General features: G+C 73.4%; 18 protein-coding genes. 10 read left to right on the top strand and 8 right to left on the bottom strand.

Annotation, left to right across the window (positions count from 1 at the left end; all coding sequences use genetic code 11):
* Positions 1–42 precede the first annotated feature (42 nt).
* The 3 genes from IE272_RS16565 to IE272_RS16555 all read left to right on the top strand — a co-directional run bounded on the left by IE272_RS16565 (position 43) and on the right by IE272_RS16555 (position 7,499).
* Positions 43–1,572: a hypothetical protein gene (locus IE272_RS16565; protein ID WP_050359325.1), complete on the top strand. Its 1,530-nt coding sequence runs from the start codon at positions 43–45 to the stop codon at positions 1,570–1,572.
* A gap of 124 nt (positions 1,573–1,696) precedes the next feature.
* On the top strand, positions 1,697–2,638 hold the full coding sequence (locus IE272_RS16560; RefSeq protein ID WP_190007187.1) for a hypothetical protein: 942 nt from the start codon (positions 1,697–1,699) through the stop codon (positions 2,636–2,638).
* A gap of 88 nt (positions 2,639–2,726) precedes the next feature.
* Positions 2,727–7,499 (top strand): hypothetical protein, encoded by a 4,773-nt coding sequence (locus IE272_RS16555; RefSeq protein ID WP_050359322.1) that lies wholly within the window; start codon positions 2,727–2,729, stop codon positions 7,497–7,499.
* A gap of 89 nt (positions 7,500–7,588) precedes the next feature.
* On the opposite strand, the gene IE272_RS16550 is transcribed toward IE272_RS16555, so the two are convergent.
* Complete coding sequence (locus IE272_RS16550; RefSeq protein ID WP_190007298.1) at positions 7,589–7,942, bottom strand: hypothetical protein; 354 nt, start codon at positions 7,940–7,942, stop codon at positions 7,589–7,591.
* A 623-nt stretch (positions 7,943–8,565) separates the two neighbouring features.
* Between IE272_RS16550 and IE272_RS16545 the strand changes: the two genes are divergently transcribed.
* The 4 genes from IE272_RS16545 to IE272_RS16530 are packed head-to-tail and all read left to right on the top strand — an operon-like array spanning position 8,566 to position 13,055.
* The gene (locus tag IE272_RS16545; RefSeq protein ID WP_190007186.1) at positions 8,566–11,577 is read left to right on the top strand and encodes a sensor histidine kinase; all 3,012 of its coding nucleotides are present in this window, start codon (positions 8,566–8,568) and stop codon (positions 11,575–11,577) included.
* Entirely contained in the window at positions 11,574–12,017 is a 444-nt protein-coding gene (locus IE272_RS16540) for a roadblock/LC7 domain-containing protein (RefSeq protein ID WP_007446101.1), read from the top strand. The genes IE272_RS16545 and IE272_RS16540 overlap by 4 nt, the downstream gene beginning before the upstream one ends.
* A gap of 11 nt (positions 12,018–12,028) precedes the next feature.
* On the top strand, positions 12,029–12,466 hold the full coding sequence (locus IE272_RS16535; RefSeq protein ID WP_047180547.1) for a DUF742 domain-containing protein: 438 nt from the start codon (positions 12,029–12,031) through the stop codon (positions 12,464–12,466).
* Positions 12,447–13,055: a GTP-binding protein gene (locus tag IE272_RS16530; RefSeq protein WP_007446088.1), complete on the top strand. Its 609-nt coding sequence runs from the start codon at positions 12,447–12,449 to the stop codon at positions 13,053–13,055. The genes IE272_RS16535 and IE272_RS16530 overlap by 20 nt, the downstream gene beginning before the upstream one ends.
* A 150-nt stretch (positions 13,056–13,205) precedes the next feature.
* On the opposite strand, the gene IE272_RS16525 is transcribed toward IE272_RS16530, so the two are convergent.
* The 4 genes from IE272_RS16525 to IE272_RS16510 form a co-directional block, all read right to left on the bottom strand.
* Complete coding sequence (locus IE272_RS16525) at positions 13,206–14,408, bottom strand: lipid-transfer protein (protein ID WP_190007185.1); 1,203 nt, start codon at positions 14,406–14,408, stop codon at positions 13,206–13,208.
* The gene (locus tag IE272_RS16520; RefSeq protein WP_190007184.1) at positions 14,405–14,872 is read right to left on the bottom strand and encodes a Zn-ribbon domain-containing OB-fold protein; all 468 of its coding nucleotides are present in this window, start codon (positions 14,870–14,872) and stop codon (positions 14,405–14,407) included. The genes IE272_RS16525 and IE272_RS16520 overlap by 4 nt, the downstream gene beginning before the upstream one ends.
* Before the next feature lie 132 nt (positions 14,873–15,004).
* Positions 15,005–15,382, bottom strand: coding sequence for an Mpo1-like protein (locus tag IE272_RS16515; RefSeq protein WP_190007183.1), 378 nt, complete (start codon positions 15,380–15,382; stop codon positions 15,005–15,007).
* Between the two features lie 131 nt (positions 15,383–15,513).
* Positions 15,514–16,311 carry a M15 family metallopeptidase gene (locus IE272_RS16510; RefSeq protein WP_190007297.1) on the bottom strand — a complete coding sequence of 266 codons (798 nt, stop codon included), beginning with the start codon at positions 16,309–16,311 and terminating at the stop codon, positions 15,514–15,516.
* Positions 16,312–16,471: 160 nt separating this feature from the next.
* Between IE272_RS16510 and IE272_RS16505 the strand changes: the two genes are divergently transcribed.
* Positions 16,472–17,035, top strand: coding sequence for an NUDIX domain-containing protein (locus IE272_RS16505; RefSeq protein WP_056703365.1), 564 nt, complete (start codon positions 16,472–16,474; stop codon positions 17,033–17,035).
* 174 nt (positions 17,036–17,209) lie between these two features.
* Here IE272_RS16505 and IE272_RS16500 read toward each other — a convergent pair whose 3' ends face one another.
* Positions 17,210–19,573, bottom strand: coding sequence for a glycoside hydrolase family 31 protein (locus tag IE272_RS16500; protein WP_190007182.1), 2,364 nt, complete (start codon positions 19,571–19,573; stop codon positions 17,210–17,212).
* A gap of 217 nt (positions 19,574–19,790) precedes the next feature.
* Here IE272_RS16500 and IE272_RS16495 point away from each other — a divergent pair, with 217 nt between their 5' ends.
* Both IE272_RS16495 and IE272_RS16490 read left to right on the top strand, forming a co-directional pair.
* Positions 19,791–21,770 (top strand): acetoacetate--CoA ligase, encoded by a 1,980-nt coding sequence (locus IE272_RS16495; RefSeq protein ID WP_190007181.1) that lies wholly within the window; start codon positions 19,791–19,793, stop codon positions 21,768–21,770.
* A gap of 63 nt (positions 21,771–21,833) precedes the next feature.
* Entirely contained in the window at positions 21,834–22,757 is a 924-nt protein-coding gene (locus IE272_RS16490) for a DUF8829 domain-containing protein (protein ID WP_050359308.1), read from the top strand.
* Positions 22,758–22,832: 75 nt separating this feature from the next.
* On the opposite strand, the gene ptsP is transcribed toward IE272_RS16490, so the two are convergent.
* Both ptsP and IE272_RS16480 read right to left on the bottom strand, forming a co-directional pair.
* Positions 22,833–24,503, bottom strand: coding sequence for a phosphoenolpyruvate--protein phosphotransferase (gene ptsP, locus IE272_RS16485; RefSeq protein WP_050359307.1), 1,671 nt, complete (start codon positions 24,501–24,503; stop codon positions 22,833–22,835).
* Positions 24,504–24,579: 76 nt separating this feature from the next.
* Complete coding sequence (locus tag IE272_RS16480) at positions 24,580–25,029, bottom strand: PTS sugar transporter subunit IIA (protein WP_007446067.1); 450 nt, start codon at positions 25,027–25,029, stop codon at positions 24,580–24,582.
* Positions 25,030–25,500 lie beyond the last annotated feature (471 nt).

Here is a 25,500-nt window from a genome sequence, read left to right as displayed (position 1 = left end):
CCGTTTCGACCGTTGTCGGTGCGAGGACCTAATCTGTCCCACGTGACTTCGCCTGCCTACCCGGACACCGCCTCGCCGCAGCTCAGCGCGGGGCCGCGGCCTGCCCCGGGCCCCGCCGCCGACGAGGGGCTCTCGCGGCGGCTGCGCGCGCTCGCGTGCACGGCGCCGCTGCACGACCTCGACGTCCGCAAGGCGAATCTGGCCGGCGAGTACACGGTGTACGCCATGGCGGAGGTCGCCCTCGCCGCGATCGACCACGTCACGCTCAACATGGACTTCGACACCGGAGCCGACCACGACCAGATAGTGGCCAGACTGCTGCCCCGGGTCGGCGCCCAGGCCCCCGACCGCCCCGTCGCCGAGCACGAACGGGTCGCCCGCTGGGTCCTGGAGAACCTGATCAACGTCGGCAGCGTCGACCGAGGCTTCCGCGCGGTCTACGGCACCTTCGGCCCCGACGGCGTCTACGTCCGCCGGGACTACGACTTCAAGCTCATCGAAGAGGTCCCGGGCTACGGCGGCACGGTCTACCTCCGCGCCACCGACGAAGCGGTCAACGTCCTGGTCGGCGCGTTGGACACCGATGTCACCAGCGCCCAGATCGCCGCCGAGGTCAAGCTGGAGGTCCTCATCAGCCGGGGCCGCCTCGCCGACGCCCAGCTCGCCGCCGAACAGGCCCGCTACCGCACCGTGCAGTACGCCGAGACCCTGCGCCGGACCCTGGAGGCCACCCGGCGAAACGTCCGCGCCGTCGACTGGCTCCACACCGTCCCGGACATGATCGCCGAGGCCCTGGACCACGTGGCCGACCGCTACCGCCACGAGAACGCCATCCTCACCAACATCCGCAAAGCACGCGACGAGGCCGAGGACCCCGAGCACAAGCGCCGGGCCGCCGAGCTCGTCGACATCGTCAAGGACTGCATCCGCCGCCACACCCAGCTCCAGTCCCGGCTCCTGGAGGCGGGCCCCCTCTTCCGCGCGGAGCAGGACCGGCAGGCGTTCGCCCCGCCCGCCGCCCACGCGGGCCTCGACCTGTACGGGCAGCTCCTCGCCCCGCTCCTCCCCCTCCCCGTCGAACAGTCCACCCGGGCCACCGACGCCTTCTTCGCCCACGGCACCGGACTGCGCACCCCCACCTCCGTACGGGTCGGGGACCTGGTCGACCTGCTGCTCACCCCGCCGCTGGAGCGCGAGCACCTGGGTGCGGAGATGCCCGAGCCCGACCTCATCGCCACCCCCGACGACAGCCGGTTCAGCGAGGAGCAGCTCGCCCGCGCCATGACCCTGCTCGATCTGGAGCACGACGCCCCGCGCCGGCTCTCCGGACTGCTCGCCGAGGCCCGTCGCACCGGCGACACCGACCTGCCGTACCTGGTCGCCCTGCTCGCCGTCCACGCCGCCAGCCCGCCGGTCGGCACCGCCTACCGCCAGGGCGAACGACGCCTGCTGTTCGCCGTGGACGACGGGGCGCAGCTGGACGACCCGGAGTTCGGCGGCGCCGACCTGATCGTGGGCACCGCCCTGCTGGACGCCGCCGGCATGGCCGCCGACCGCAAGGAGGCCTCATGAACGGCCCCGCCGCCCTCATGCACCGCCCTGCGGCTGCTGTCATGAAAGGCTCCGCGCCTGCCGCCGCGACCCGGCCCGCCCTCCTTCCGCACCCGCACGTTTTCCGTACCGAGGAGTCCCAGCCGTGAGCGACCACGACGCCGAGCACCCCGACGCGTGGACCGAGCCCTCCGCGTACGCCGGGCCCTCCACCCCGTACGCGGGCGACTCCGCGCACCCGGGCGCCGCCGAGCCCGCCGGCCAGCCGCCCGTCACCCCGGCCGACGCAGCCGACGCGGCCCGCCTGGTCTCCTTCGGGCTCCAGCCCAAGCTGCTGCCCGCCCGCGACGCCGAGTACGCCGACCTGCTGCGGCGCTACCGCGAGGAGAGCGCCTTCGCCCGGCTCGCCGACGCCGTCGCCACCGGCCTCGGCCTCATCGTCCTGGAGGTCTCCCCGCGCGCCGGGATGGCCGTGACCGCGGGCGAGGACTCCGTCTTCGCCGTCCGCATGGGCGACTACGCCCGCCGTGCCTCGTCCGACGCCGCCGACCGCTTCCTGCACGGCCTCGCCCACCTCGCCGTCGCCGCCCTGGCCTTCCCCCGCCCCGAGGACCTCGCCGACGACGCGTACATCGGCCGCATCACGGTCAACGGCGTCGACGCCTTCGTACGCCAGGCCTGCCGGCGACTGGAGGAGCGCGCCGAGGAACAGGGCGACAACACCGACCCGGCCAGCGACGCCCCCGGGCTCGAAGCCGGCTGGCGGATCTACGCCCGCCGCAGCGCCACCGGCGCCACCAAGGACGCTCGGCGGCTCGCCGGATCCACCACCGGCATCATCGGCAAGGCCGTCGCCTTCCTCACCGACTCCGGCTTCCTCCAGCGCACCGGCGACGACGCGGGCGGCGCCTACCGCACCACCGCCCGCTACCAGCTCCAGGTCCGCGACATGGCGGGCAGCGCCGCCATGGCCGAGCTGCTGGAGCTCGGCGTCGTCCCCGTCACCGACGGCTCCGCCACCCTGCTGCCGCCCGACCCCGACAGCATGGAGCTGGCCGCCGACGCGGGCCTGCCCTTCCACTCCTGACCTGACCTGACCGGCCGTTCCCGACCACCCCGCCCGGCCCGCACCTGCCGCTCCGCCCCCGCTCACCGAACGACGAGAGTCCGCCGCCATGTACGAGTTGTCCCGGGTCCGCCTCTACTCCATCGGGCCTGCCGGTGCGCGCTACGCCGACACCGTCCTCGATCTGCGCGGCGTCGGCGCACCCGTACCCAGCCCCGCCCCCGCCCAGGCGGAGTTCTTCGAGGACGAGCCGGTCGGCCCGCCCCGCCGCCCCGCCCCCGCGGGCGTCCTCTTCCTGGAGAATGGCGGCGGCAAGTCCGTCCTGCTCAAGCTGATCTTCTCGGTGATGCTCCCCGGCCACCGCAACACCCTCGGCGGCGCCAGCTCCGGCGTGCTGCGGAAGTTCCTCCTCGCCGACGACTGTGGGCACGTCGCCCTGGAGTGGCAGCACACCCTCACCGGTGAGTGCGTCGTCGTCGGCAAGGTCAGCGAGTGGCGCGGCCGGCAGGTCTCCAACGACCCCCGCAAGTTCGCCGAGGCCTGGTATTCGTTCCGGCCCGGCCCCGGGCTCAGCCTGGACAGCCTGCCCGTCGCCGAGTCCTCCGCCGTGGGCCGCCCCGCCGAAGGCGTCTCCGGCGCACGCGGCAGACGGCGCACCATGAAGGGCTTCCGCGACGCGCTGATGGACGCGGGCAAGTTCTATGCGCACCTCGACGTGCACTGGGAAGAGATCCACGACCGCTGGAACGAACACCTCGGCGACCTCGGCCTCGACCCCGAACTCTTCCGCTACCAGCGCGAGATGAACGCCGACGAGGGCGAGGCCGCCGGGCTCTTCGCGGTGAAGAAGGACTCCGACTTCACCGACCTCCTGCTCCGCGCCGTCACCGACACCCGCGACACCGACGGACTCGCCGACCTGGTCAGCGGCTTCGGGAACAAGCTGGGCCGCCGCGCCGAGCTGACCGCCGAACGCGACTTCACCGCGGGCTCCGTGGACCTCCTCAACCGGATCGTCGAGGCCACCGACACCCGGTCCCGCACCCGCGACATCCACGCCGGCGCCGAACGCCGCACCCGCACCCTGGCCCGCCGCCTGACCGCCCGCGCCGCCGAGGAGCGCGGCCGCACCGCCGAGCTGGCCGGACGGGTCACCGCCGCCGCCCACACCGTCACCGAGGCCGAGTCCACCCGGGGCAGCCGTTCCCTGATCGCCGCCGAACTCGCCTACCGGCACGCCTCGCTGGCCCTGGCCGCCGCCGAGAAGAGCGCCGCCGCCGGCCGCAAGGAGCTGGTCGAGGCCCGCACCCTGCACGCCGCCTGGCAGGCCGCCGAGGCCGTCCTGCGCCACCGCGCCGCCGCCGACCGCTCCGCCAGGGTCGCCGCCGCCATCCGCGAGGCCGAACGCGACGCCGCCCCCGCCCTCGCCGCCCGCTCCGCCGCCGCCACCGACCTCGTCCGCGCCCTGCACAAGGCCGCCGAGGAGGGCGAGCGCGTCGCCAACGAGGAGGAGGAGCGCTCCGACACCCTCCAGGCCACCGGCGAACGCGCCCACCGCGATGCCACGGTCGCCGCCACCGAGGCGCAGCGCGCCCGCAGCGAGGCCGGACACCTGCGCCAGCGCCTCGCCGAAGTGGGCCAGGAGACCGCCGAAGCCGTCAAGGCCGGCTGGCTCGACGACACCGCCCCCGACGCCGACCCCGCCCGCGCGGCCCTCGCCGCCAGCGACGCCGAACAGTCCGCCGTCGCCGCCTGGGACACCGCCCGAGAAGCCGCGCGCGCCGCCGCCGACACCGCCCGCGAGACGGCCGCCGCCGAGAGCCGCGCCGATCTGGCCGCCGCCCGCGCCGCCGACGGGGCCGGGGCGGCCGAGCAGAGTTACGAGGACGAGCTGCGCGCCGCAGCCTCCATCGCCGCCGACCCCCGCCTCGCGGACCTGCTGGGCCTCCCCTCCGGCACCGGCGTCCCGCACCCCCGCCGGGAAACCGCCGACGGGGCCCCGGGACCCGACCGGGGCGCCACCGCCGGCCCCGGCCGGCCGAGCGGCGACGGCGCTGCCACCGCCGCCGAACCGGCCGCCGACCGCGCGGTGGCCCTCGCCGACCAGCCCGGCCCCGCCCAGCAGCCGCTGACCGCCGAGGAGTTCGACCGCAGCGCCGACGAGCTGCGCGACCTCCTCGACCAGTCCGTCGCCGCCGCCGAACGCCGCCTCTTCGACCTGCGCACCGCCGCCGCCGACGACGCCCGCATCCTCGGCGCGCTCGGCGAGGGCGGGCTGCTGCCGCCCGGCCCCGACGTCCTCGCCACCGTCGAGTATCTGGGCGAGCACGGCATCCCCGCCCTGCCCGGCTGGCGCTATCTGGCGCAGGCCGTCGACCCGGCCGACCACGCCACCGTCCTCGCCGCCCGCCCGGAGCTCGTCGACGGCGTCGTCATCACCGACCCCGACGCCCACACCCGCGCCCGCGAGGTCCTCGGCGGCGCGGCCCTGCTGCCCCGGTCGGCCGTGGCCGTCGGCACCGCCGCCGCCCTCCTCGCCCCCGTCCCGGCCCCCGGCACCGGGTCCGACGACCGGGGCGACGGCGTCTTCCTCGTCCCGCCGAACCCGGCCATGCACGACGAGCACGCCGCCGACGAGGAGCGCCACGCGCTGCGCAGCCGCGCCGCCGCCCGCGACGAGGACATCCGGACGCTCGCCGCCCGGCTCTCCGGGGACCGCGCCCTCGCCGCCCGCATCGGCTCCTGGCGCGCCGACTGCCCGCCCGGCATGCTCACCGAACTGGCCGAGGCCGCCGCCACCGCCCGTACGGCGGCCGAGAGCGCCGAAGCCGTCCTCGCCGAGGCCCGCACCGCCCGCGCCGAGGCCGACGAGGCCGCCGCCGACACCGCCCGGGTCCGCGACGAGCGTCAGGAAGCCGCCCAGCGGGCCCGCCGCGCCGCCGACGCCCTGGCCGGGCTCGCCCACCGGCTGCGGGAGCGGGCCGGCTGGCAGGTCCGGCTGCGCGAACTGGTCGACGAGGCCGCCGAGTCCGAGGCCCGCGCCGCCGTCTGCCTCGACCTCGCCCGCGCCGCCGACGAGGACCGCAGGGCCGCCCAGCGCGCCGGGGACGACGCCCGTCGCACCGCCCGCGCCCTGCGGGCCGAGCGCGCCGAGATCGCCGGCGTCCCCGAAGTCCTCCCCGAGCCCGACGCGACCGCGGCCCGCACCGCCCTGCCCACCCTGCGCGAGGCCTACCGGGCCGCGTCCCAGCTCTACGAGAAGGTCGGCGTCGGCGCCGACCTGCGCGCCGAACAGGCCCGCGCCGAGAGCGACGAGAGCGCCGCCCTCGCGGAGCTGGACCGCCTCACCAACAAGGTCCGCACCCGCGCCGCCCAGCTCCTGGAGGGCACCGACGGAGCCGACGGCCCCTCCCGCCAGGCCGCCGCAGCCCGTGCCGAAGCGCACGTCCAGCTCCTGGAGACCCGCGCCTCCACCGCCAGCGAGCATCTGGGACGGCTGCGCGGCGAGGCCGAGCGCCTCGCCCCCGACGACGAGCGGCAGCACCACACCGAACTGCCGGAGGACCTCGTCCCGGCCGACGCCGAAGGGGCCCAGGCCCTCCTGCGCACCGCCACCGCCGAGCTGGCCGCCGCCACCGGGGCGCTGGACAGCGCACGCGCCGCCCACAGCGAGCTGCTGCACGCCCACCGCACCGCCGAGGACTCCGCCGGCGGCTTCGACGAAACCGCGGCCCTGCTGCGGGACCTCCTGCGCGACCACGGCACGGAGGACGGGACGGAGCACCCCGACCCCTACCCCGGCACCCTGGAGGAGGCCCGGCAGTCCGCCGCCGAGTCCCGCCGCTCCCTGCGCGGCTGCAACGCCGACCTCTCGGCCGCCGAGAGCGCCGTCCGGGAAGCGAGCGACGTCCTCGTCCGGCACGCCAACTCCACCCGGTACGAACAGGTCCGCACCCCCGCCCGCCAGCAGATCCGCGAACTGCCCGCCTCCGCACTGCCCGAGCACGCCCAGAAGTGGGCCGACGCCTTCGCCCCCCGGCTCCGCGTCCTCACCGACGAACTGATCCAGCTGGAACGCAACCGCGACTCGATCGTCGACCGGCTGCGCGGCCTGGTCGACTCCGCGCTCACCACCCTGCGCTCCGCCCAGCGGCTCTCCCAGCTCCCCGAAGGACTGGGGGAGTGGTCGGGTCAGGAATTCCTTCGGATCCGCTTCGAGGAACCCGACCAGGCCACCCTCACCGAACGCCTCGGCGAGGTCGTCGACGAGGCCACCCGCGCCGCCCTCAAGAAGAACTCCGACCTGCGCCGGGACGGCATGTCCCTGCTGCTGAGGGGAGTCGAGGCGGCGCTGCGGCCCAAGGGCATCGCGGTGGAGATCCTCAAGCCGGACGCCGTGCTGCGCGCCGAGCGTGTCCCCGTCGGGCAGATGGGCGACGTCTTCTCCGGCGGCCAGCTGCTCACCGCCGCCATCGCCCTCTACTGCACGATGGCGGCCCTCCGCAGCAACGACCGGGGCCGCGACCGTCACCGGCACGCGGGAACCCTGTTCCTCGACAACCCGATCGGCCGCGCCAACGCCACGTACCTGCTGGAGCTCCAGCGGGCGGTGTCGGACGCGCTGGGCGTCCAACTGCTCTACACGACCGGCCTGTTCGACACGACCGCGCTCGCCGAATTCCCTCTCGTCATCCGGCTGCGCAACGACGCGGACCTGAGGGCGGGGCTCAAGTACATCAGCGTGGAGGAGCATCTGCGCCCCGGTCTGCCGCAGCAGGACCCGGACGGCGAGACGGTCCACGGCGAGATCACGGCGACCCGTATGTTCAAACGCCACGAGCAGACCGCCGCCGAGATCCCGGCACCAGGACCCGGCGCGTAACCACGGACCGCCACCGCCGCCGGGCGAGCAGAGTCTTCCGGCAGCGGTGGCGGCCCGCGCATCAGGCCTACGGATCAGGTCAGCGGAGATCAGGCCCGGGAGAAGTCACCGGTGTTCTGGCGGCTGCCTATGGCACCGCCCGTGCCGTCCCGCTCGGCCGCCCGCTCGGCCCGGCGGGACCGGCGCCGCTCACGACGTATCTGCCGGGCCGAACTGCTCGGCACGGACACCACGCCGTTGCGCTGGTTCCACACCTGCCGGGTCACCCAGACGTCGAGCACCGACCAGGTGGCGACCACCGTGCTGGCCACACTGCTGAGCACCATCGGGAAGGCCAGCCAGGAGCCGGTCAAGGTGCTCAGAAAGGCGACCATCGCCTGGATGATCGTCAGCGACATGATGAGCACGGCGCGCACGGCGGCCGTCCGCACCGCGTCGGGCATCCGTCGCTTCGACGCCGGCTCCTCCACCCACAACTGCCGCGGCACCCGTGCCCCGTCCGCGGTTTCCGTTCTCGCGGCCGCCCGTGCTCCGGCGCTCCCGCGTTCCTGCGTGCTCAAGGACCTTCAACTCCCCACCACTGTCCGACTTCAGGGTGGCTGCCCGGCTTGCGCCGGTTCTACGCGGGCGGAACACGTCCGTCCTGCCGCGCACGACCCCACCGTGCGTCTACCCCGTACATATGGACGAACCACCCGTCCCGAAGATTCCCCAGGAAAACGCCCGCAGGGCACAGAAGGGCACGGAGCGAAGAGTTCCAGCCAACTGATACGTGCCGGTACCGACAGGTCCGGCCGGTATCCTCTGTCGCTTTCGCGAATTTCATCTCCGGGAATACCGGGACAACTCATGATCAAGTCCAGGGTGGACGGCTGAAAATCATCCGGACGTGTCTTCGAGTTGTCTCTGTGTCAGTAGTAGGCTCGCGCCGTTTATTGACGCAGGACGGACCTCGCCCGCGTCCGACCGATGCGCGCCGGTGTACGCACGGTGCGCGGCGGGGCAGGGCCGAGGGACGACCGGGAGAAGACCACCCCCGCGGTGCGGGGCCGATCTGGGGGAGGCCATGCGCTTTCGCGGGAAGTCCATCCGCAGGAAGATCGTGGCGTTGTTGCTGGTGCCGCTCGTCTCCCTCACAGGCCTCTGGGTCTTCGCGACCTACATCACCGGCCGGCAGGCCGACGAGCTGATGAGCGCCGGATCCATCGTGGAGAAGGTCGGCCACCCGCTGGAGGACGCCGTGCGCGCCGTCCAGGCCGAGCGACGGCAGACCCTGGTCTTCCTCGCCGATCCCCGGGCCTCCGACGCGCTCCCCGTCCTCATGGGCCAACGCGCCACGACCGACCGCATCGTGGGCGAGGTCAGGGAGAACGCCCGGGAGCAGGACGTCCGGGAGGCGCTGACCGCCTCCGACGCCGGCCGCCTGGACGCGATCCTCAGCGCCGTCGACGGACTGGACGCCCTGCGCGAATCGGTCGAGAAGCGCACCATCAGCCGGGCGAAGGCGCTGGACTTCTACAACGGCCTCGTCGACCCCTCGTACCGCTTCCTCAACGGACTCCACACCCTGGAGAACGTGTCGATGGACAAGCAGATGCGAGCCCTGGTCGGGGTCTCCCGGGCCCGGGAGATTCTCTCGCGCGAGGACGCCCTGATCGCCTCCGGCCTTATCGCGGGCCGCTTCACCACCTCCGAACTGCGCCAGATATCCGGCCTCGTGGCCCAGCGCGAACTGCTCTACGAGGTCAGCCTGGAGAACCTGCCCACCGCGGAGCGCCGACGCGTCGAGCAGTTCTGGGGCAGCCCCGACACCGAACCGCTGCGCACCGCCGAGGACGCCCTGATCGCCGCCGGACCGACGAAGCGCCCCGGCGCCGTCGACGCCGACCGCTGGGAGGAGTCGGCCGTCCCCGTCCTCGACCGGCTGGCGGGCGACGCCACGGAGATGGGCAACCGCTTCCAGGACCGCGCCGAACCGGCCGCGTACCGGGTCCTCGCCCAGGCCGGGATCGCCGGAGTCCTCGGCTTCCTGGCCCTGATCATCTCGGTCTTCGTCTCCGTACGCATCGGCCGTGAACTCGTCCGCGACCTCTCCCGGCTGCGCAAGGACGCCCACGAGGTCTCCGGCGTCCGGCTGCCGAGCGTCATGCGCAGGCTGGCCGCGGGCGAGCAGGTGGACGTCGAGACCGAGGCCCCGCACCTCAGTTACGAACCCGACGAGATCGGCCAGGTCGGACAGGCGCTCAACACCCTCCAGCGGGCCGCGGTCGAGGCCGCGGTCAAGCAGGCGGACATGCGGCGCGGCGTCTCCGAGGTCTTCGTCAACCTCGCCCGCCGCAACCAGGTCCTCCTGCACCGTCAGCTCACGCTGCTGGACGCGATGGAGCGCCGCACCGAGAACGGCGACGAACTGGCCGACCTGTTCCGCCTCGACCACCTCACCACCCGCATGCGGCGCCACGCCGAGGGCCTCGTGATCCTCTCCGGCGCCGCCCCCTCCCGCCAGTGGCGCAAGCCCATCCAGCTGATGGACGTCGTGCGGGCCGCCGTCGCCGAGGTCGAGGACTACGAACGCATCGAGGTCCGGCGCCTCGCCCGGATCGGCGTGGGCGGCCCCGCCGTGGCCGACCTCACCCACCTGATCGCCGAACTCCTGGAGAACGCCACCGTCTTCTCGCCCCCGCACACCGCGGTCCAGGTGCACGGTGAACGCGTCTCCAACGGCTTCACGCTCGAAATCCACGACCGGGGCCTCGGCATGGCCCCCGAGATCCTCCTCGACGCCAACCTGCGGCTCGCCGAGACCCCCGACTTCGAGCTCTCCGACACCGACCGGCTCGGCCTCTTCGTCGTCAGCCGACTCGCCCAGCGGCAGAACGTCCGGGTCTCCCTGCAGAAGTCGCCGTACGGAGGCACCACCGCGGTCGTGTTCATCCCCGCGGCGCTGCTCACCGACGCCCCCGACACCCACGGCACCGGGTTCCGCCTCGACCGCCGGGCCGAACGGGCGATCGGCAGCGGCCGGAGCTCCGACGCGGCGCAGGGCGGGCAGAGCACGGCCCCGGGCGGGGAGCGCCGCGTCAACGGCAGGTCCGTGGCCCTGTCTCCGGTGCCCACCGGGCTCACCGGACCGGGCGTCCTGGACGGGCCGGTCGAGCTGGAGGCCCCGGTCGGCCCGCTGGACTTCGCCGGCGACCCGCTGGACCGTACGCCGGATCCGGCCCTGGACCCGGCTCTCGGCCCCGTCCTGGACGGCGTGTCCGACCTGGAGGACACCGAGAGCGAGCGCGGCGGCATCTTCCGCGCCCGGGATCTGCGCCGCGAGGGCGACCGTGAGCCCCGCCGCGGCGAGCCCGGCTCCACGCGCCGGGCCACCGACCGGGACCAGCACCAGCAGGCCCGCGACCACGGCAACGAGCCCACGGCGGAGGTGCGCCCGATGCGCCCCGCCGGCCCCGTCCCGCTGCCGCGCCGTACCCCGCCGACGCTGGTCACCGACCGGGGCCGCCGGGTCGACGACCCGGGCGACGACCCGGCCGACACCCCCGTGAAGGCCACCGGCCCGGTCCCGCACACGGCCGACCGGGCGCCCGACGAGGCCGACGGGCCCCGCGCCTCCGACGCGCCCTGGACCGTACGAGCCGCCGCGCACCGCGCATCGGAGCCGTCCCGCACGCCGGAGCCGTCCCGCGCCACGGAAGCACCGCGCGCCACGGAGGCATCCCGTGCCACGCACGAAGGCCCTCCGGCGCCCGACACCGTGGGCGGACTGCCCCGCCGGGTCCGGCAGGCCAGCCTCGCCCGTCAGCTCCGTGAGGAATCCGCGGACCGGACTCCGCAGCGGGCCCCCGTGGACACGGTCGACGACGCCGAGCGCGACGCGGACGAGGTACGCGACCGCATGGCCTCGCTCCAGCGGGGCTGGCAGCGCGGCCGTCGGCAGAACGAGGCCGAGCACACCGAGCACACCGCGAACGCCGAAACCACGCACGACACCGAGAGCACAGAGAACACCGAGGACACCGGCGGCCCCGGTGGCACAGCACCAGGAACCACTCCGGGAGGGGACGGTCGATGACCGCACCGAACGCCGCAGCACACAACCCCGCACGCCACGGCTCGGGCGAGCTGAACTGGCTGCTCGACGAACTCGTCCAGCGCGTCGCCAGCATCCGCAAGGCGCTGGTGCTCTCCAGCGACGGACTCGCCACCGGCGCCTCGGCGGACCTGACCCGTGAGGACAGCGAGCATCTCGCCGCCGTCGCCTCCGGGTTCCACAGCCTCGCCAAGGGCGTGGGCCACCACTTCGACGCGGGCCGGGTGCGCCAGACCGTCGTCGAACTGGACGAGGCCTTCCTCTTCGTCACGGCCGCCGGCGACGGAAGCTGTCTCGCCGTCCTGGCGGAAGCCGACTCCGACGTGGGCCAGGTCGCGTACGAGATGACACTGATGGTCAAGCGCGTGGGGGCCCATCTGGCCAACGCCCCACGGACGACCGGTCTGCCCGCCGGAGGGTGAGCGTGGCGGGCATGAGCGCCGACTCCCCCCGGGGCACCGGCCCCGGATCCCCGGACGGGTCCGTCGACCCCCAGGTCTCGCGGTGGTACGACGCGGAGGCGGGACCGGTGGTCCGCCCGTACGCGATGACCCGCGGGCGCACCAGCAGCGCCTCCCGGCACCGCCTCGACCTGATCGCGCTCGTCGTGCCGGAACCGGCCGCCGACGATCCAGGCCGGGACCAGACGCTCGCCCCCGAACATGTGGCGATCGTCGAACTCTGCAGCGACATGCCCCAGTCGATCGCCGAGCTGGCCGCCGAACTCGACCTTCCCGTAGGGGTGGTACGGGTTCTGGTCGGCGACCTCGTCGAGGACGAGCTGGTGCATGTCACCCGTCCCGTTCCGCCGGCCGAGCTGCCGGACGTGAACATTCTTCGCGAGGTTATCAATGGCCTTCGGGCGCTCTAGTCGCCGAAAGCAGCGGCACGTCGAGCCCGTCACCCTGAAAATCCTGGTGGCGGGAGGGTTCGGCGTCGGCAAGACGACCGCGGTCGGCTCGGTCAGTGAGATCAGGCCGCTGCGCACCGAGGAACGCCTCAGTGAGGCGGGCCGCCCGGTGGACGATCTGGAGGGGGTCGAGTCCAAGACCACCACCACGGTCGCGATGGACTTCGGCCGGATCACGCTGCGGGAGGACCTGGTCCTCTATCTGTTCGGCACACCGGGCCAGGACCGCTTCTGGTTCCTGTGGGACGAACTGGCCCAGGGCTCCCTGGGCGCGGTCGTCCTCGCCGACACCCGGCGTCTCGAGGACTGCTTCGCTGCGGTCGACTACTTCGAGCGCAGACGGATCCCGTTCACGGTCGCGGTCAACTCCTTCGAGGGCGCCGAGCGGTTCCCGACGGAGACCGTGCAGGCCGCCCTCGACCTCGACCCCGAGGTTCCGGTGCTCGTCTGCGACGCGCGGGACCGGTCCTCCGTGCGCGACGTCCTGGTCGCGGTCGTGGAGCACGCCCTGGAGCGTGCGGCCCGGGCCCGCGAACCCGTCGCCACCTGAGCCGGGGAGCGCACCGGCACGCGTACGGCCCGTACCCCCGCCGACAGGGGTACGGGCCGTACGTCGTCCGGCGGACCGGGCCCCGAGTGTTCTGCGGCAGTGACGCCCAGTCAAGTAAAGGGCAGGGAAAACCTGTTGGGGGCGGCCGGCTCAGCGGACCGCCACCACCGCCGAGCCGTGCCCGAACAGCCCCTGGTTCGCCGTGATGCCGACCCGCGCGCCCGGTATCTGCCGCTCCCCGGCCCGTCCTCGCAACTGCCGGGTGAGCTCGCAGACCTGCGCGACGGCCTGGGCGGGGACCGCCTCGCCGAACGAGGCCAGACCGCCGCTCGCGTTCACCGGAATCCGGCCGCCCAGCGCGGTCGCCCCCGTCCGCAGCAGCTTCGCTCCCTCGCCGGGACCACAGAGACCGAGGTCCTCGTACCACTCCAGCTCCAGGGCGGTGGAGAGGTCGTAGACCTCGGCCAGCGAGAGTTCCTCCGGCCCGATCCCCGCCTCCTCGTACGCGGCCCGCGCGATCGAGGCGCGGAAGCTTTCGGGGGAGGGGTCCACGGCCACCGCCGAGTCCGTGCCGATGTCCGGCAGGTCCAGCACGGTCCTCGGGTAGGTCGGCGTCACGGTGGAGACGGCCCGGATCCGCACCGGATCACGCGCCCCGTGGCGCCGGGCGAACTCCATGCTGGACAGCACCAGGGCGGCGGCCCCGTCGGACGTGGCGCAGATGTCCAGCAGCCGCAGCGGATCGGCGACCATCGCGGAGGCGGCGACCTCCTCGGCCGTCACCGGCTCCCGGTAGCGGGCGTACTCGTTCAGCGCCCCCGCCGCCGCGTTCTTCACCTTGACCCGCGCGAAGTCCTCCGGTGTGTCCCCGTACAGCGCCATACGGCGGCGGGCGTACAGCCCGAAGTACGCCGGATTCGTCGCCCCGAGCACCCGGAAGCGCAGCCAGTCCGGGTCGTCCGGCCGCTCCCCGCCCGCCGGGGCGAAGAACCCCTTGGGCGCCGCGTCGGCCCCCACCACCAGCACCACGTCCGCCAGGCCCGCCAGGATCTGCGCCCGCGCCGTGTCGATGGCCTGCGCCCCGGACGCGCACGCCGCGTACACGGACGCCACCCGCGCCCCCTGCCACCCGAGCGCCCGGGCGAACGTCGCCCCCGCCACGTACCCCGGATAGCCCCCGCGCACCGTCTGCGCGCCGACCACGGACCGGACCTCGCGCCAGCCGATGCCCGCGTCCGCGAGGGCGGCGTGCGCGGCGATCCGCCCGTAGGTGACGAAACCGCGCCCCCACTTGCCCCACGGATGCATCCCGGCCCCGAGGACGGCCACGTCGCCGGCCCCTCCGCCGGTCATGACCCGGCCCCCGTCGCCGCGACGGGACGCCAGTGCCAGGTCGTGTGCACGACGCCCGTCGCCCGGTCCTCGTCCAGGACGCCCGGCACGACTTCCACCACCGAGCCGACGGGGAGATCGGCCACGCCCACCCCGGGAGCGGCCTGCCCGAGCACCACCATGCGCTCGGCGGCCAGTTCGACGGCGACCAGCGTGTACGGGGCCCAGGGCGCCTCGGGGTCGCTGACGTACGGGGCGGGGGGCCGGTAGCGCCCGTCGGTGCAGGACCACACCGTGCCCCGTTTCGACAGCGGAGCCTCCTCCAGCTCGCCCCCTGGGCAGCCCGGGTTGCGGCAGTGGTCGTCCTCCCGGGGGAAGTGCACCGACCGGCAGCCGGAGCACCGGGTGCCCAGCAGCCGGAAATCCTCTTCCGCGGCGTCCTCGGTGAACCAACCGGCCACCACGGGTATGCGCGTGCGCGACAAAGTCCCTCCCGGCACTGGATCTGACGGAACGTCAGAAGTGTGCCACGGACACCTTGGTCCGGCGAGGGGTCCGGCCCGCCGGTCTCGGTCGGGCCCGGTCCCTGGTCGCGCCCGGCCCCGGTCGGGCCGGCCTCAGCCGCGCCCGTCCCCGCCGGGCTCACCCTCGCCGTGCTCCGCCAGCCACTTCGCCGCGGTCTCCGCCAGCTCCGCGTCCCTGCCCGCGAGCATCGTCCGGATCATCTGCGCGTCCCCGCGCAGCGACCACACCGGATGCCCGAACGTGGCCGGGTTGTTCTTCTCGATCAGGAAGTGCGCGGGCCACGCCGTGCCGTACCCGATCAGCGGCAGGGCCGCCAGATAGCGTTTCCGGCCCCGCGCGAGCCCGTACGCCGAGATCGCGAGCCCGGTCAGGGTGCCGGTCAGATGGACCCAGCGGGTGGCGGCACGGGAGTGCATCGCGACGTAGTAGGGCCAGAATTCCTCGTACGTATCGAACGTCTGCTGTGACATACGGGCACCGTAGCCGCCCGTTCGGCAACCGAACACGCCCCTTTCGCGTCCGAGATGAAGAACGGGCGGCCGGAGCCCACGGGGGTGGTCCCGGTCGCCCGTTCCCCGCCCCTCGGGGGTGGCCCGTTCCGTCAGTGCCCGGCCACCGGCCGACGGTGCACCGGGAAGTCGAAGTAGGTGTCCGGGAACGGCTCGGGCCTGAACGTGAAGTGCCACCACTCCTCCGGCAGATTCACGAACCCCACCTCGGTCAACGTCCGCTTCAGGAACTGCCGGTTGGCGCGCTGAGGCCCCTGGATCCGGGGATCGTCCGTGTGCGACAGGGTGTCGAAGCAGTCGTAACCCGTGCCCATGTCCACCGAGTTGTCGGGGAACCGCTCACCCTTCGGCGCGAAGCAGGGAGCCAGCCGTTCGCCCGGACGGTACGGCCTGGTCGGCAGGGCGGGGAGCCGGACCAGGGTCAGGTCCACCGTGCTGCCCCGGCTGTGCCCGGACTTCTCCGCGATGTAGCCGTCCTCGAACAGCCGGTCCTTGCCGACCCGCGGATAGAACTCCCCCTTCATGGACTGGTCGTCGAGGTCCTTCGCCCACCGCACGAAGTGGTCCACCGCCCGCTGCGGCCGGTAGCAGTCGTACACCTTCAGCGAGTACCCCTGACGCAACAGCCGCTTCTGCGCCAGGTGCAGCGCACGGGCGGCGGGCCGGGTCAGGATGCAGACCGGCTGCCGGTATCCGTCCACCCGCTCGCCCAGAAAGGTGTGCGCCGTGGTGTAACGCATCTCCTGGATGATCGTCGGGTCCACCGAGCGCAGCGCCACGAACTCCTCGGGAGCTTCCGGTTCGGGGCGCGCCTGGGCCGCGGGGGAGAGCGCGGTAACGGCGAGGAGGGCGGCGGCCGTGGCGGCCAGAGCACGCAGAGCGGTACGCATTCCTGTCATGGGCACACCGTCTATCAGCTTCGCGGCTTCGGGGAAAGCCGGAAGTGCCGGAGGGGAGGAAGTGCCGGAGGGGAGGAAGTGCCGGAGGGGAGGAAGTGCGGAAAGCCGGAAGTGCCGGAAGGCGGGAGCGACGGTTCGATACAGTCCGCCCGTGTCCGAACCCGGCAACAGCCCGTCCCCGACCGCCCAGCAGCCGCCCCGGTACGTACGGGACTCCCACTGCGGCACATGCGGAGCCCCGTACACCGCGCTCCCGTCCGCCGGCGCCTGGCCCCGCACCTGCGCGCACTGCGGAACCACCGCCTACCGCAACCCGCTCCCCGTCGCGGTGGCCCTGCTCCCCGTCACCGGCCCGCGCTCCACGGGACTCGTCGTCATCACCCGCACCATCGAGCCGCAGAAGGGCGGCACGGCGCTGCCCGGCGGGTTCATCGACCACGCCGAGGACTGGCGTGCGGCGGTCGTCCGGGAGCTCCGTGAGGAGACCGGCATCGAGGCGGCCGCCGAGGACGTCAGCCTCGCCGACACGCTCAGCGACACCGCCGGCCACCTCCTGGTCTTCGGCCTCCTCCCGGCACGCCCCCTCACGAGCCTCCCGCCCTCGGTCCCCACGGACGAGACATCCGGCTACGACATCCTGTACAGCCCGCGCCCGCTGGCCTTCCCGCTGCACACGGAGGCGGCCGACGCCTGGTTCGCCGGGCGCCACGACTGAGGAGCACCACGTTCGACGCCACCACGACCGAGGCCGCCCGGACGCCTCCGGCCGCCCCGTTCCGGATGCCCCGACGCCGGCTCCCTCCGACACTGCCCCCGACGCTGCCCCCGACGCCGGACGCCCCGACCGCCCCGTACCGGCCCCGTTCCGGCCACCCCCTAAGCCCACCCCCTAATCCCGCCCCCGCACCCCCCGCACCCGTACCGGGCAGTCGACCCCGCCCTCCGCGCCGTCCCGCTCCACCACCACGCGGTCGCCCTCCCACCGCGTCACATACCGCTCGACCTCCGCCTCCGCCCACCCGTCGCCCGGGTCCCGCACCACCAGCCCGCCGCCCGTACACCCCGGCGCGGGCGCCCACACCTCCAGCTCCGGACCGCCGTCCGCACCCCGCACCGGAATCACCGCGCCCGCCCGCGCCAGCACCGGCACCCTCGACAGCGGAGCGTCGACCTGGACCCGGCCCGGTCCTTCGTACGCCCGCCCGGTCGCCGTGTCGTACCACCGCCCCCGGGGCAGCCGCACCGCCCGCCGCCGCGTCCCGGCCTCCAGCACCGGAGCCACCAGCAGCGCGTCGCCCAGCAGGAACGCGTCCTCGCACTCCCGCAACGCCCGGTCGCCCGGCGCACCCCACCACATCGGCCGCACATAGGGCGCACCGGTCATCCGCGCCACCTGCGACAGCGTCACGAAGTACGGGCGGAGCCGCTCCCGCTCCACCAGCGCCGCCCGCGCGTGCTCCAGCACCTCAGGACCGAACTCCCACGGCTCCCGCCGCCCCGCGTCGATCGCCGCATGGGTCCGGAACAACGGCAGATACGCCCCCAGCTGGAACCACCGCAGATACAGCTCCGGAGACGGGAACCCGTCGAACCCGCCCACATCCGGACCCGAGTACGGAACCCCGCACAGCCCGAGCCCCATCACCAGCGACAACGACGCCCGCAGCCCCGGCCACCCCGTCGACACATCACCGGACCAGGTGCCCCCGTACCTCTGCATCCCCGCCCAGCCCGACCGCGAGAACAAGAAAGGCCGCTCCTCCGGGCGGAACCGGAGCAGCCCCTCATAACCCGCCCGCGCCATCGCCAGGGCGTACACGTTGTGCGCCTCCCGATGATCACCGCCGACGCCCTCCAGCACATGCCGGGCCGAACGCGGCAGCGACGGATCCCCGAATGCCGCGAACGACACCGGCTCGTTCATGTCGTGCCAGACCCCCGAGAAGCCCTGCGCAAGCCGTTCCTCGTACAGAGATCCCCACCAATCCCGCACAAGCGGATCAGTGAAGTCCGGATAGACCGAGGCCCCCGGCCACACCTCCCCGACCACCACCCGCCCCCGCGCGTCCCGGACGTACGCACCACGCTCCCCGACCGCCACGCCCCCGTCGAACACCGCGTCGCCCGGCTCCGCCTTCACCGCCGGGTCCACGATCGACACCAGCCGCACCCCGTCCTCACGCAGCTCCTTCGCCAGCGCGGGCAGCGCGGGGAACCGCGCACGGTCCACGGTGAACACCCGGTGCGCGTCGTAGTGGTCGATGTCCAGATGCAGCACGGACAGCGGCAGCCCCCGCTCCCGGTACCCGTCGACGACCCGCCGCACCTCCTCCTCGCTGCCGAACCCCCACCGGGCGTGCTGCGGCCCCAGCGCCCAGGACGGCGGCAGCGCGGGCGCGCCCGTCAGCGCCGTCCACCCCTGGAGCACCCGGGCCGGCGTCCCCGCCACGACCCAGCAGCGCAGCGGCCCGCCCTCCATCCGCACCTCGCAGGCGCCCGGCCGGTCATGCCCCGAACCGGCGCCCTCCTCGCCCTCCCGCAGCACCACCCGCCCCGCCCAGCTGTTGTCGTGGAACATCAGATGGGTCCCCGCGTCCGACACCACCACCTGCACCGGCATCGTCAGATACAGCGGATCGTCACCCGGACCGAAACGCCCGCCCGGATCGGTGTTCCACAGCCCGTACACCCCGTCCCGCAACCGGGGCCCCGCCGCCCGCCCGCCCAGACCGAAGAACCGCGCGTCGGCCGGCACCTCGGACCGCTGCACCCACCGCACCGGCCCCCCGCCCACCGGCTCCCACCAGCGCGGCGGCAGCTCCCGCCGCAACAGCAACCCGCCCGGAGTCCGCAGCTCCACCGCCCCGGTCCGCGACACCACCACCGTCAGCCGCTCCGACACCACCTGCCAGCCGCCGTCCTTGTCCGGCTCCAGCACCGCCCGCGGATCCGGCGCGGGCGCCTCTCCCGCCACCGCGTACGAGGGCAGCGGCTCCGCCCCGTCCCACGCCCAGAACACCGCACCGCCCACCGACACACGGATGCGCAGCTCCGAACGGGCGAACCGCACCACACCCCCACCCGGGCCCGGCTCCGCACCCGTCAGCGCACCGGGCACCCGGGCCCGCTCCACCCCGCGCGCCGGCAGCGCCGCCGCGTCCGCGGACCTCCGCCGCCACGCCGAACGCACCGTGCGCAGCCCCCGCACCGAACCGACCAACCTCACCCGACGCACCAGGTCACGACCGTCCATGGCGCACACCCTGCCACCCGCCCGACCCGCAGAACCTTCCGTTCAGCTCCCGTTCACCCATGCCGGCCCCGGAGCGGCGGAACCCCCGACAGGGGGCCACCCTGGTGCCGAAGACGATCACATGGCATCGTCCGTGTCAGCCGCTCACGCGCACACCCCGGCCCGTGCGCGTCGACACGCCCACCCCGCGTACCCGTACAGCCAGGGAGCAGCCCTCATGACCGCAGCCACGCCCGACGCCCCGCTCTGGCAGCCCGGCCCCGACCGCATCGAGGCCGCGGCCGTCACCCGCTTCCAGAACTGGGCCGCGACCCGGTACGGCGCCCCGGCCGAGGGCGGGTACGCGGCCCTGCACCGCTGGTCCGTCGACGAGCTCGACACCTTCTGGCAGGCCGTCGCCGAGTGGTTCGACATCCGCTTCTCCACGCCGTACGAGAGCGTCCTCGGCGACCGCGCGATGCCCGGCGCCACCTGGTTCCCCGGCGCCACCCTCAACTACGCCGAACACGCCCTGCGCACCGCGGAGGACCCGGCCCGCGCCGACACCCCCGCCCTGCTGTACGTCGACGAGACCCACACCCAGGTCCCCGTCAGCTGGGCCGAACTCCGCCGCCAGGTCGGCGCGCTCGCCGCCGAACTCCGCGCCCTCGGCGTCACCCCCGGCGACCGCGTCAGCGGCTACCTCCCCAACATCCCGCAGGCCGTCGTCGCCTTCCTCGCCACCGCGGCCGTCGGCGGCGTCTGGACCTCCTGCGCCCCCGACTTCGGCGCCCGCAGCGTCCTCGACCGGTTCCAGCAGATCGAACCCGTCGTCCTGTTCACCGTCGACGGCTACCGCTACGGCGGCAAGGAAAACGACCGCACCGAAACCGTCGCCGAACTCCGCCGCGAACTGCCCACCCTGCGCGCCGTCGTCCACATCCCGCTGCTGGGCACCGACGCCCCCGAAGGCGCACTCGCCTGGGCCGCCCTCACCTCCGCCGACACCGAGCCGGTCTTCGAACAGGTCCCCTTCGAGCACCCGCTCTGGGTCCTCTACTCCTCCGGCACCACAGGCCTGCCCAAGGCCATCGTCCAGTCCCAGGGCGGCATCCTGCTCGAACACTTCAAGCAGATCGGCCTGCACTGCGACCTCGGACCCGAGGACCGCTTCTTCTGGTACACCTCCACCGGCTGGATGATGTGGAACTTCCTCGTCTCCGGCCTCCTCACCGGCACCACCGTCGTCCTGTACGACGGCAGCCCCGGCTATCCGGATGTCAGCGCCCAGTGGCGGGTCGCCGAACAGACCGGCGCCACCCTCTTCGGCACCTCCGCCGCGTACGTCATGGCCTGCCGCAAGGCCGACATCCACCCCGGCCGCGACTTCGACCTCTCCCGCGTCCAGTGCGTCGCCACCACCGGCTCCCCGCTCCCGCCCGACGGCTTCCGCTGGCTCCACGACGAGGTGGCCGAAGACCTCTGGATCGCCTCCGTCAGCGGCGGCACCGACGTCTGCTCCTGCTTCGCCGGAGCCGTCCCCACCCTCCCCGTCCACATCGGCGAACTCCAGGCCCCCTGCCTCGGCACCGACCTCCAGGCCTGGGACCCGGCGGGCAAGCCCCTCATCGGCGAGGTCGGCGAACTCGTCGTCGCCAACCCGCTCCCCTCGATGCCGATCCGCTTCTGGAACGACCCCGACGGCAGCCGCTACCACGACAGCTACTTCGACATGTATCCCGGCGTCTGGCGGCACGGGGACTGGATCACCCTCACCGACCGAGGCTCCGTGATCATCCACGGCCGCTCCGACTCCACCCTGAACCGCCAGGGCGTCCGCATGGGCTCCGCCGACATCTACGAGGCCGTCGAACGGCTCCCCGAGATCCGCGAATCCCTCGTCATCGGCCTCGAAGAACCCGACGGCGGCTACTGGATGCCGCTCTTCGTCCACCTCGCCGACGGCGCGACCCTCGACGACGACCTGCGCGCGGCGATCAAGCACACCATCCGCGAGAACCTCTCCCCGCGCCACGTCCCGGACGAGGTCATCGAGGTCCCCGCCATCCCGCACACCCTCACCGGCAAGCGCATCGAGGTTCCGGTCAAGCGCCTCCTCCAGGGAACCGAGCTGGCCAAGGCGGTCAACCCGGGCTCCGTCGACAACCTCGACCTCCTCCGGTTCTACGCCGAACTGGCCGCGAACCGACGCCGTTAGGCCGCTTGTCAGTCCCCCTGATTACGCTGAGTGAGCAAGGATTCACCGCGCACAGGGGGACACATGGCGCAGACCGGCCACACCGAGAACAGCACCACCCACCACACGAAGCACAGCACCACCATGCGACGCACGCTCCGCCGCGAAGCACCCAGCACGATCGGCCTCCTCGCCGACGCACAGGACTTCGCGGCCATGCGGCGCTACCGCACCTTCGCCTTCGACGACCACACCGTCTATCTCCAGCAGGTCGAAAGCCTGCTCAAAGCGCTGGCGGCCCAAGGCGTGCACACCACCGTCGCCCTCTTCGACCCGGAGGACTACGCGGAGTTCTGCGCCGAATCGGGCCTCGACGCCGACACCGGGGCCAGCCGCAGCCGCTTCACCGCGGAGATCGCCGCCGCCGGAGCCACGGTCGCCTACACCGGCCAGCGCCTGAGCGACCTCATCCCCGTCCTCGTCTCCCGCGCGGTCCGCCAGGCCACCTGGGAGTACGCCACCCTGCTCCTCGCCGACCTCGGCACCTGCGCCGACTGCGGCCAGGACATCGGACGCGCGGCCTTCGACCGCGCCTCGCACCTCCTCATGCGCCTGCTGGAAGCGGCGGGACCGGGCACCCACCACCTGGTGTGCAGCACCCCGACGGAGAACGACCAGCTCCTGGCCGTCCTCCACACCCACCGCGACACCGCGGGACCGGCCCGCCTCGACAGCGCGGAGGGAGCGGAGTTCGCCACCGTCCTCGCGGTGGCCATCGCCCTGGAATCACGCGGGGGAGTCGTCCTGCGCACCAGCGCCCCCGACAGCCCGGACCGCGTCCACGGCTGGCGCCTCGCCCACGGAGCCCTCGCCCCGCTCACCGCCGGCGAGGTCTTCAACGCCTACTGCACCGACGCGGACACCGGGGAGCCCGTCTCCCCGGAATCCGGCGTGGAGTACTGCGCGGGATTCGACATCGGAGCGGACCCTGCGGAGCCCCACCGCTGATACGCCGCGGCCACACAGCAGGAGGGGCTTCCCGCCGCACGGCGGAAAGCCCCTCCCGGACCTGTTGGATCCTGCCTACTCGCCGGACAGCACAGCCTGAGCGGCGCTGCGCGCCTCGTCGGCCGAGTCCGCCGCACGAGCGGCGTTCGCCGCCCGCTCGCACTGCGCCAGCGTGTACTTGGCCAGCGTGGCCCGCACATAAGGAATGGACGCGGCGCCCATCGACAGGGAGGTGACGCCCAGCCCCGTCAGCACGCACGCCAGCAGCGGATCCGCCGCCGCCTCACCGCACACACCACAGCTCTTGCCCTCGGCACGCGCCGCGTCGGCGGACAGCGCCACGAGATCCAGCAGCGCCGGCTGCCACGGGTCCTGGAGCCGCGACACCGCGCCCACCTGACGGTCGGCCGCGAAGGTGTACTGCGCCAGGTCGTTGGTGCCCAGCGACAGGAACTCCACCTCCTGGAGGATCGACCGCGCCCGCAGAGCGGCGGACGGAATCTCGACCATCGCACCGAACTTCGCCCGCAGCCCGGCCTCGCGGCACGCGTCCGCGAACGCCTTGGCGTCGATACGGTCGGCCACCATGGGGGCCATGACCTCCAGGTACACCGGCAGACCCTCGGCGGCCTTCGCCAGCGCGGTCAGCTGGGTACGCAGCACCTCGGGGTGGTCCAGCAGGCTCCGCAGCCCACGGACGCCGAGCGCCGGGTTCGGCTCGTCGGCCGGCGTCAGGAAGTCCAGCGGCTTGTCGGCGCCGGCGTCCAGCACGCGCACGACGACACGCCCCTCGGGGAACGCCTCCAGCACCGCGCGGTAGGCCGCGATCTGCTTCTCCTCGGAAGGAGCCTGCTTGCTGTCGTCCAGGAACAGGAACTCGGTCCGGAACAGCCCGACGCCCTCAGCCCCCGCCTCGACCGCCGCGGGCACATCGCCCGGGCCGCCGACGTTGGCGAGCAGCGGCACCTTGTGCCCGTCCGACGTGGCACCGGGACCGGTCGAGGCGGACAGCGCCGCCTTACGGGCGGCGGCGGCACTCTCCAGCTCGGCGCGCTTCTCGTCGCTCGGGTCGACGAAGATCTCGCCCGTGCTGCCGTCCACCGCGACGACCGTGCCCTCGGCCAGCTCACCGGCGCCGGGCAGCGCCACCACGGCGGGCACACCGAGCGCCCGCGCCAGGATCGCGCTGTGGCTGGTCGGCCCGCCCTCCTCGGTGACGAAGCCGAGCACCAGCGTCGGGTCGAGGAGCGCGGTGTCGGCCGGCGCGAGGTCGCGCGCGATCAGCACGTACGGCTCGTCGCTGTCCGGCACGCCGGGCATCGGCACACCGAGCAGCCGCGCCACGATCCGGTTCCGTACGTCGTCGAGGTCCGCGACCCGCCCCGCCAGGTACTCCCCGGCATTGGCGAGCAACGCCCGGTACGCGGCGAACGCGTCGTACACCGCACGCTCGGCGGTGCTGCCCACGGCGATCCGCCGATCGACGTCGGACATCAGCTCGGGGTCCTGCGCCATCATGGCCTGCGCCTCGAGCACGTGCTGTGCCTCACCGCCGGCCAGGTTGCCGCGCGCGATCAGATCGGCGGCGACCGCTTCCACCGCCTGCCTGGCGCGCCCCTGTTCGCGACCGGCCTCCTCGGCGGGAATCGATTTGGCGGGCGGCTCCAGCACCGCCGTACCCATGTGCCGAACCTCGCCGATGGCCACACCGTGGCTCACGCCGACGCCTCGCAGCGTTGTCTCCATTTCACCCGTCTCCGGTTGTGCGGCGACAGAGTCACCGCGGTGGTTGTGCAACTGGCTTGTCACTGCGCCCGAGGCGTCACTGCCAGCCGAACAGCGGGTCGCCGATCTTCACGTCCCCGTCCTCACGGACATCGGAGAGCGCCTCGGCGGTGGCCTCCAGTGCCACGATCGGGCAGATGGGTGATTTGCCGGCGGCCTCGACGGCGACCGGGTCCCAGCGCACGATGCCCTGGCCCCGGGTCACGGTGTCCCCCTTGTTGACGAGGAGCTCGAAGCCCTCGCCGTTGAGCTGGACGGTGTCGATGCCGAGGTGCGTCAGAACCCCGTGCCCTTCCGCGTCGACGACGACGAACGCGTGGGGGTGCAGGGAGACGACGATGCCGTCGACCGGGGACACGGCCTCGGAGGGCTCACGCACGGGGTCGATGGCGGTGCCGGGACCGACCATCGCGCCCGAGAAGACCGGGTCGGGAACCGCGGCCAGTCCGATGGCGCGTCCAGCAAGAGGGGACGTCACGTTGGTCATGGGGAGCCTCCCAGGGGGGTGGAGATTCAGGTGTCGCCGCCGCGACTGATGGGTGACGGCGTACTGCTCAGCAGAGTAAGTCATATGAAGTCCCGGTTCCGCCCGAGACCTACCGCTTGGCGGACCTAGGGGTGCACCAGAAACGATTTGCCTCGACTCCCGGCGGCCTGTACTGTCGTACTCCTGCCTGACCCCAACGCGACTTTGAGTCGGGGGTCGGCGGCGACCTTTAAGCCCAGATCCTAACCTTGAACCCTTCTTCGGCATGCCCGCAGGACGTGGTCAGGGAGACGGAAAAGGCCTGATAGAGTCGGACTCGCCGAAAGGGAAAACGCGAAAGCGAATTACCTGGAAGCAAAATGCGAGACCCGCTTCGACCGGGAATCGGACACGAAAGAGTCTGATAGAGTCGGAAACGAAGGGAAGCGCCCGGAGGGCCCCGGTGAAACGGGACCGAAGGAAGCGTCCGTT

It is taken from the genome of Streptomyces anulatus (genome assembly GCF_014650675.1).
Classification (GTDB): Bacteria; Actinomycetota; Actinomycetes; order Streptomycetales; family Streptomycetaceae; genus Streptomyces; species Streptomyces anulatus.
Note: the sequence above shows the minus strand (reverse complement) of the source record. Positions and strands in the feature narration are given on the sequence as shown.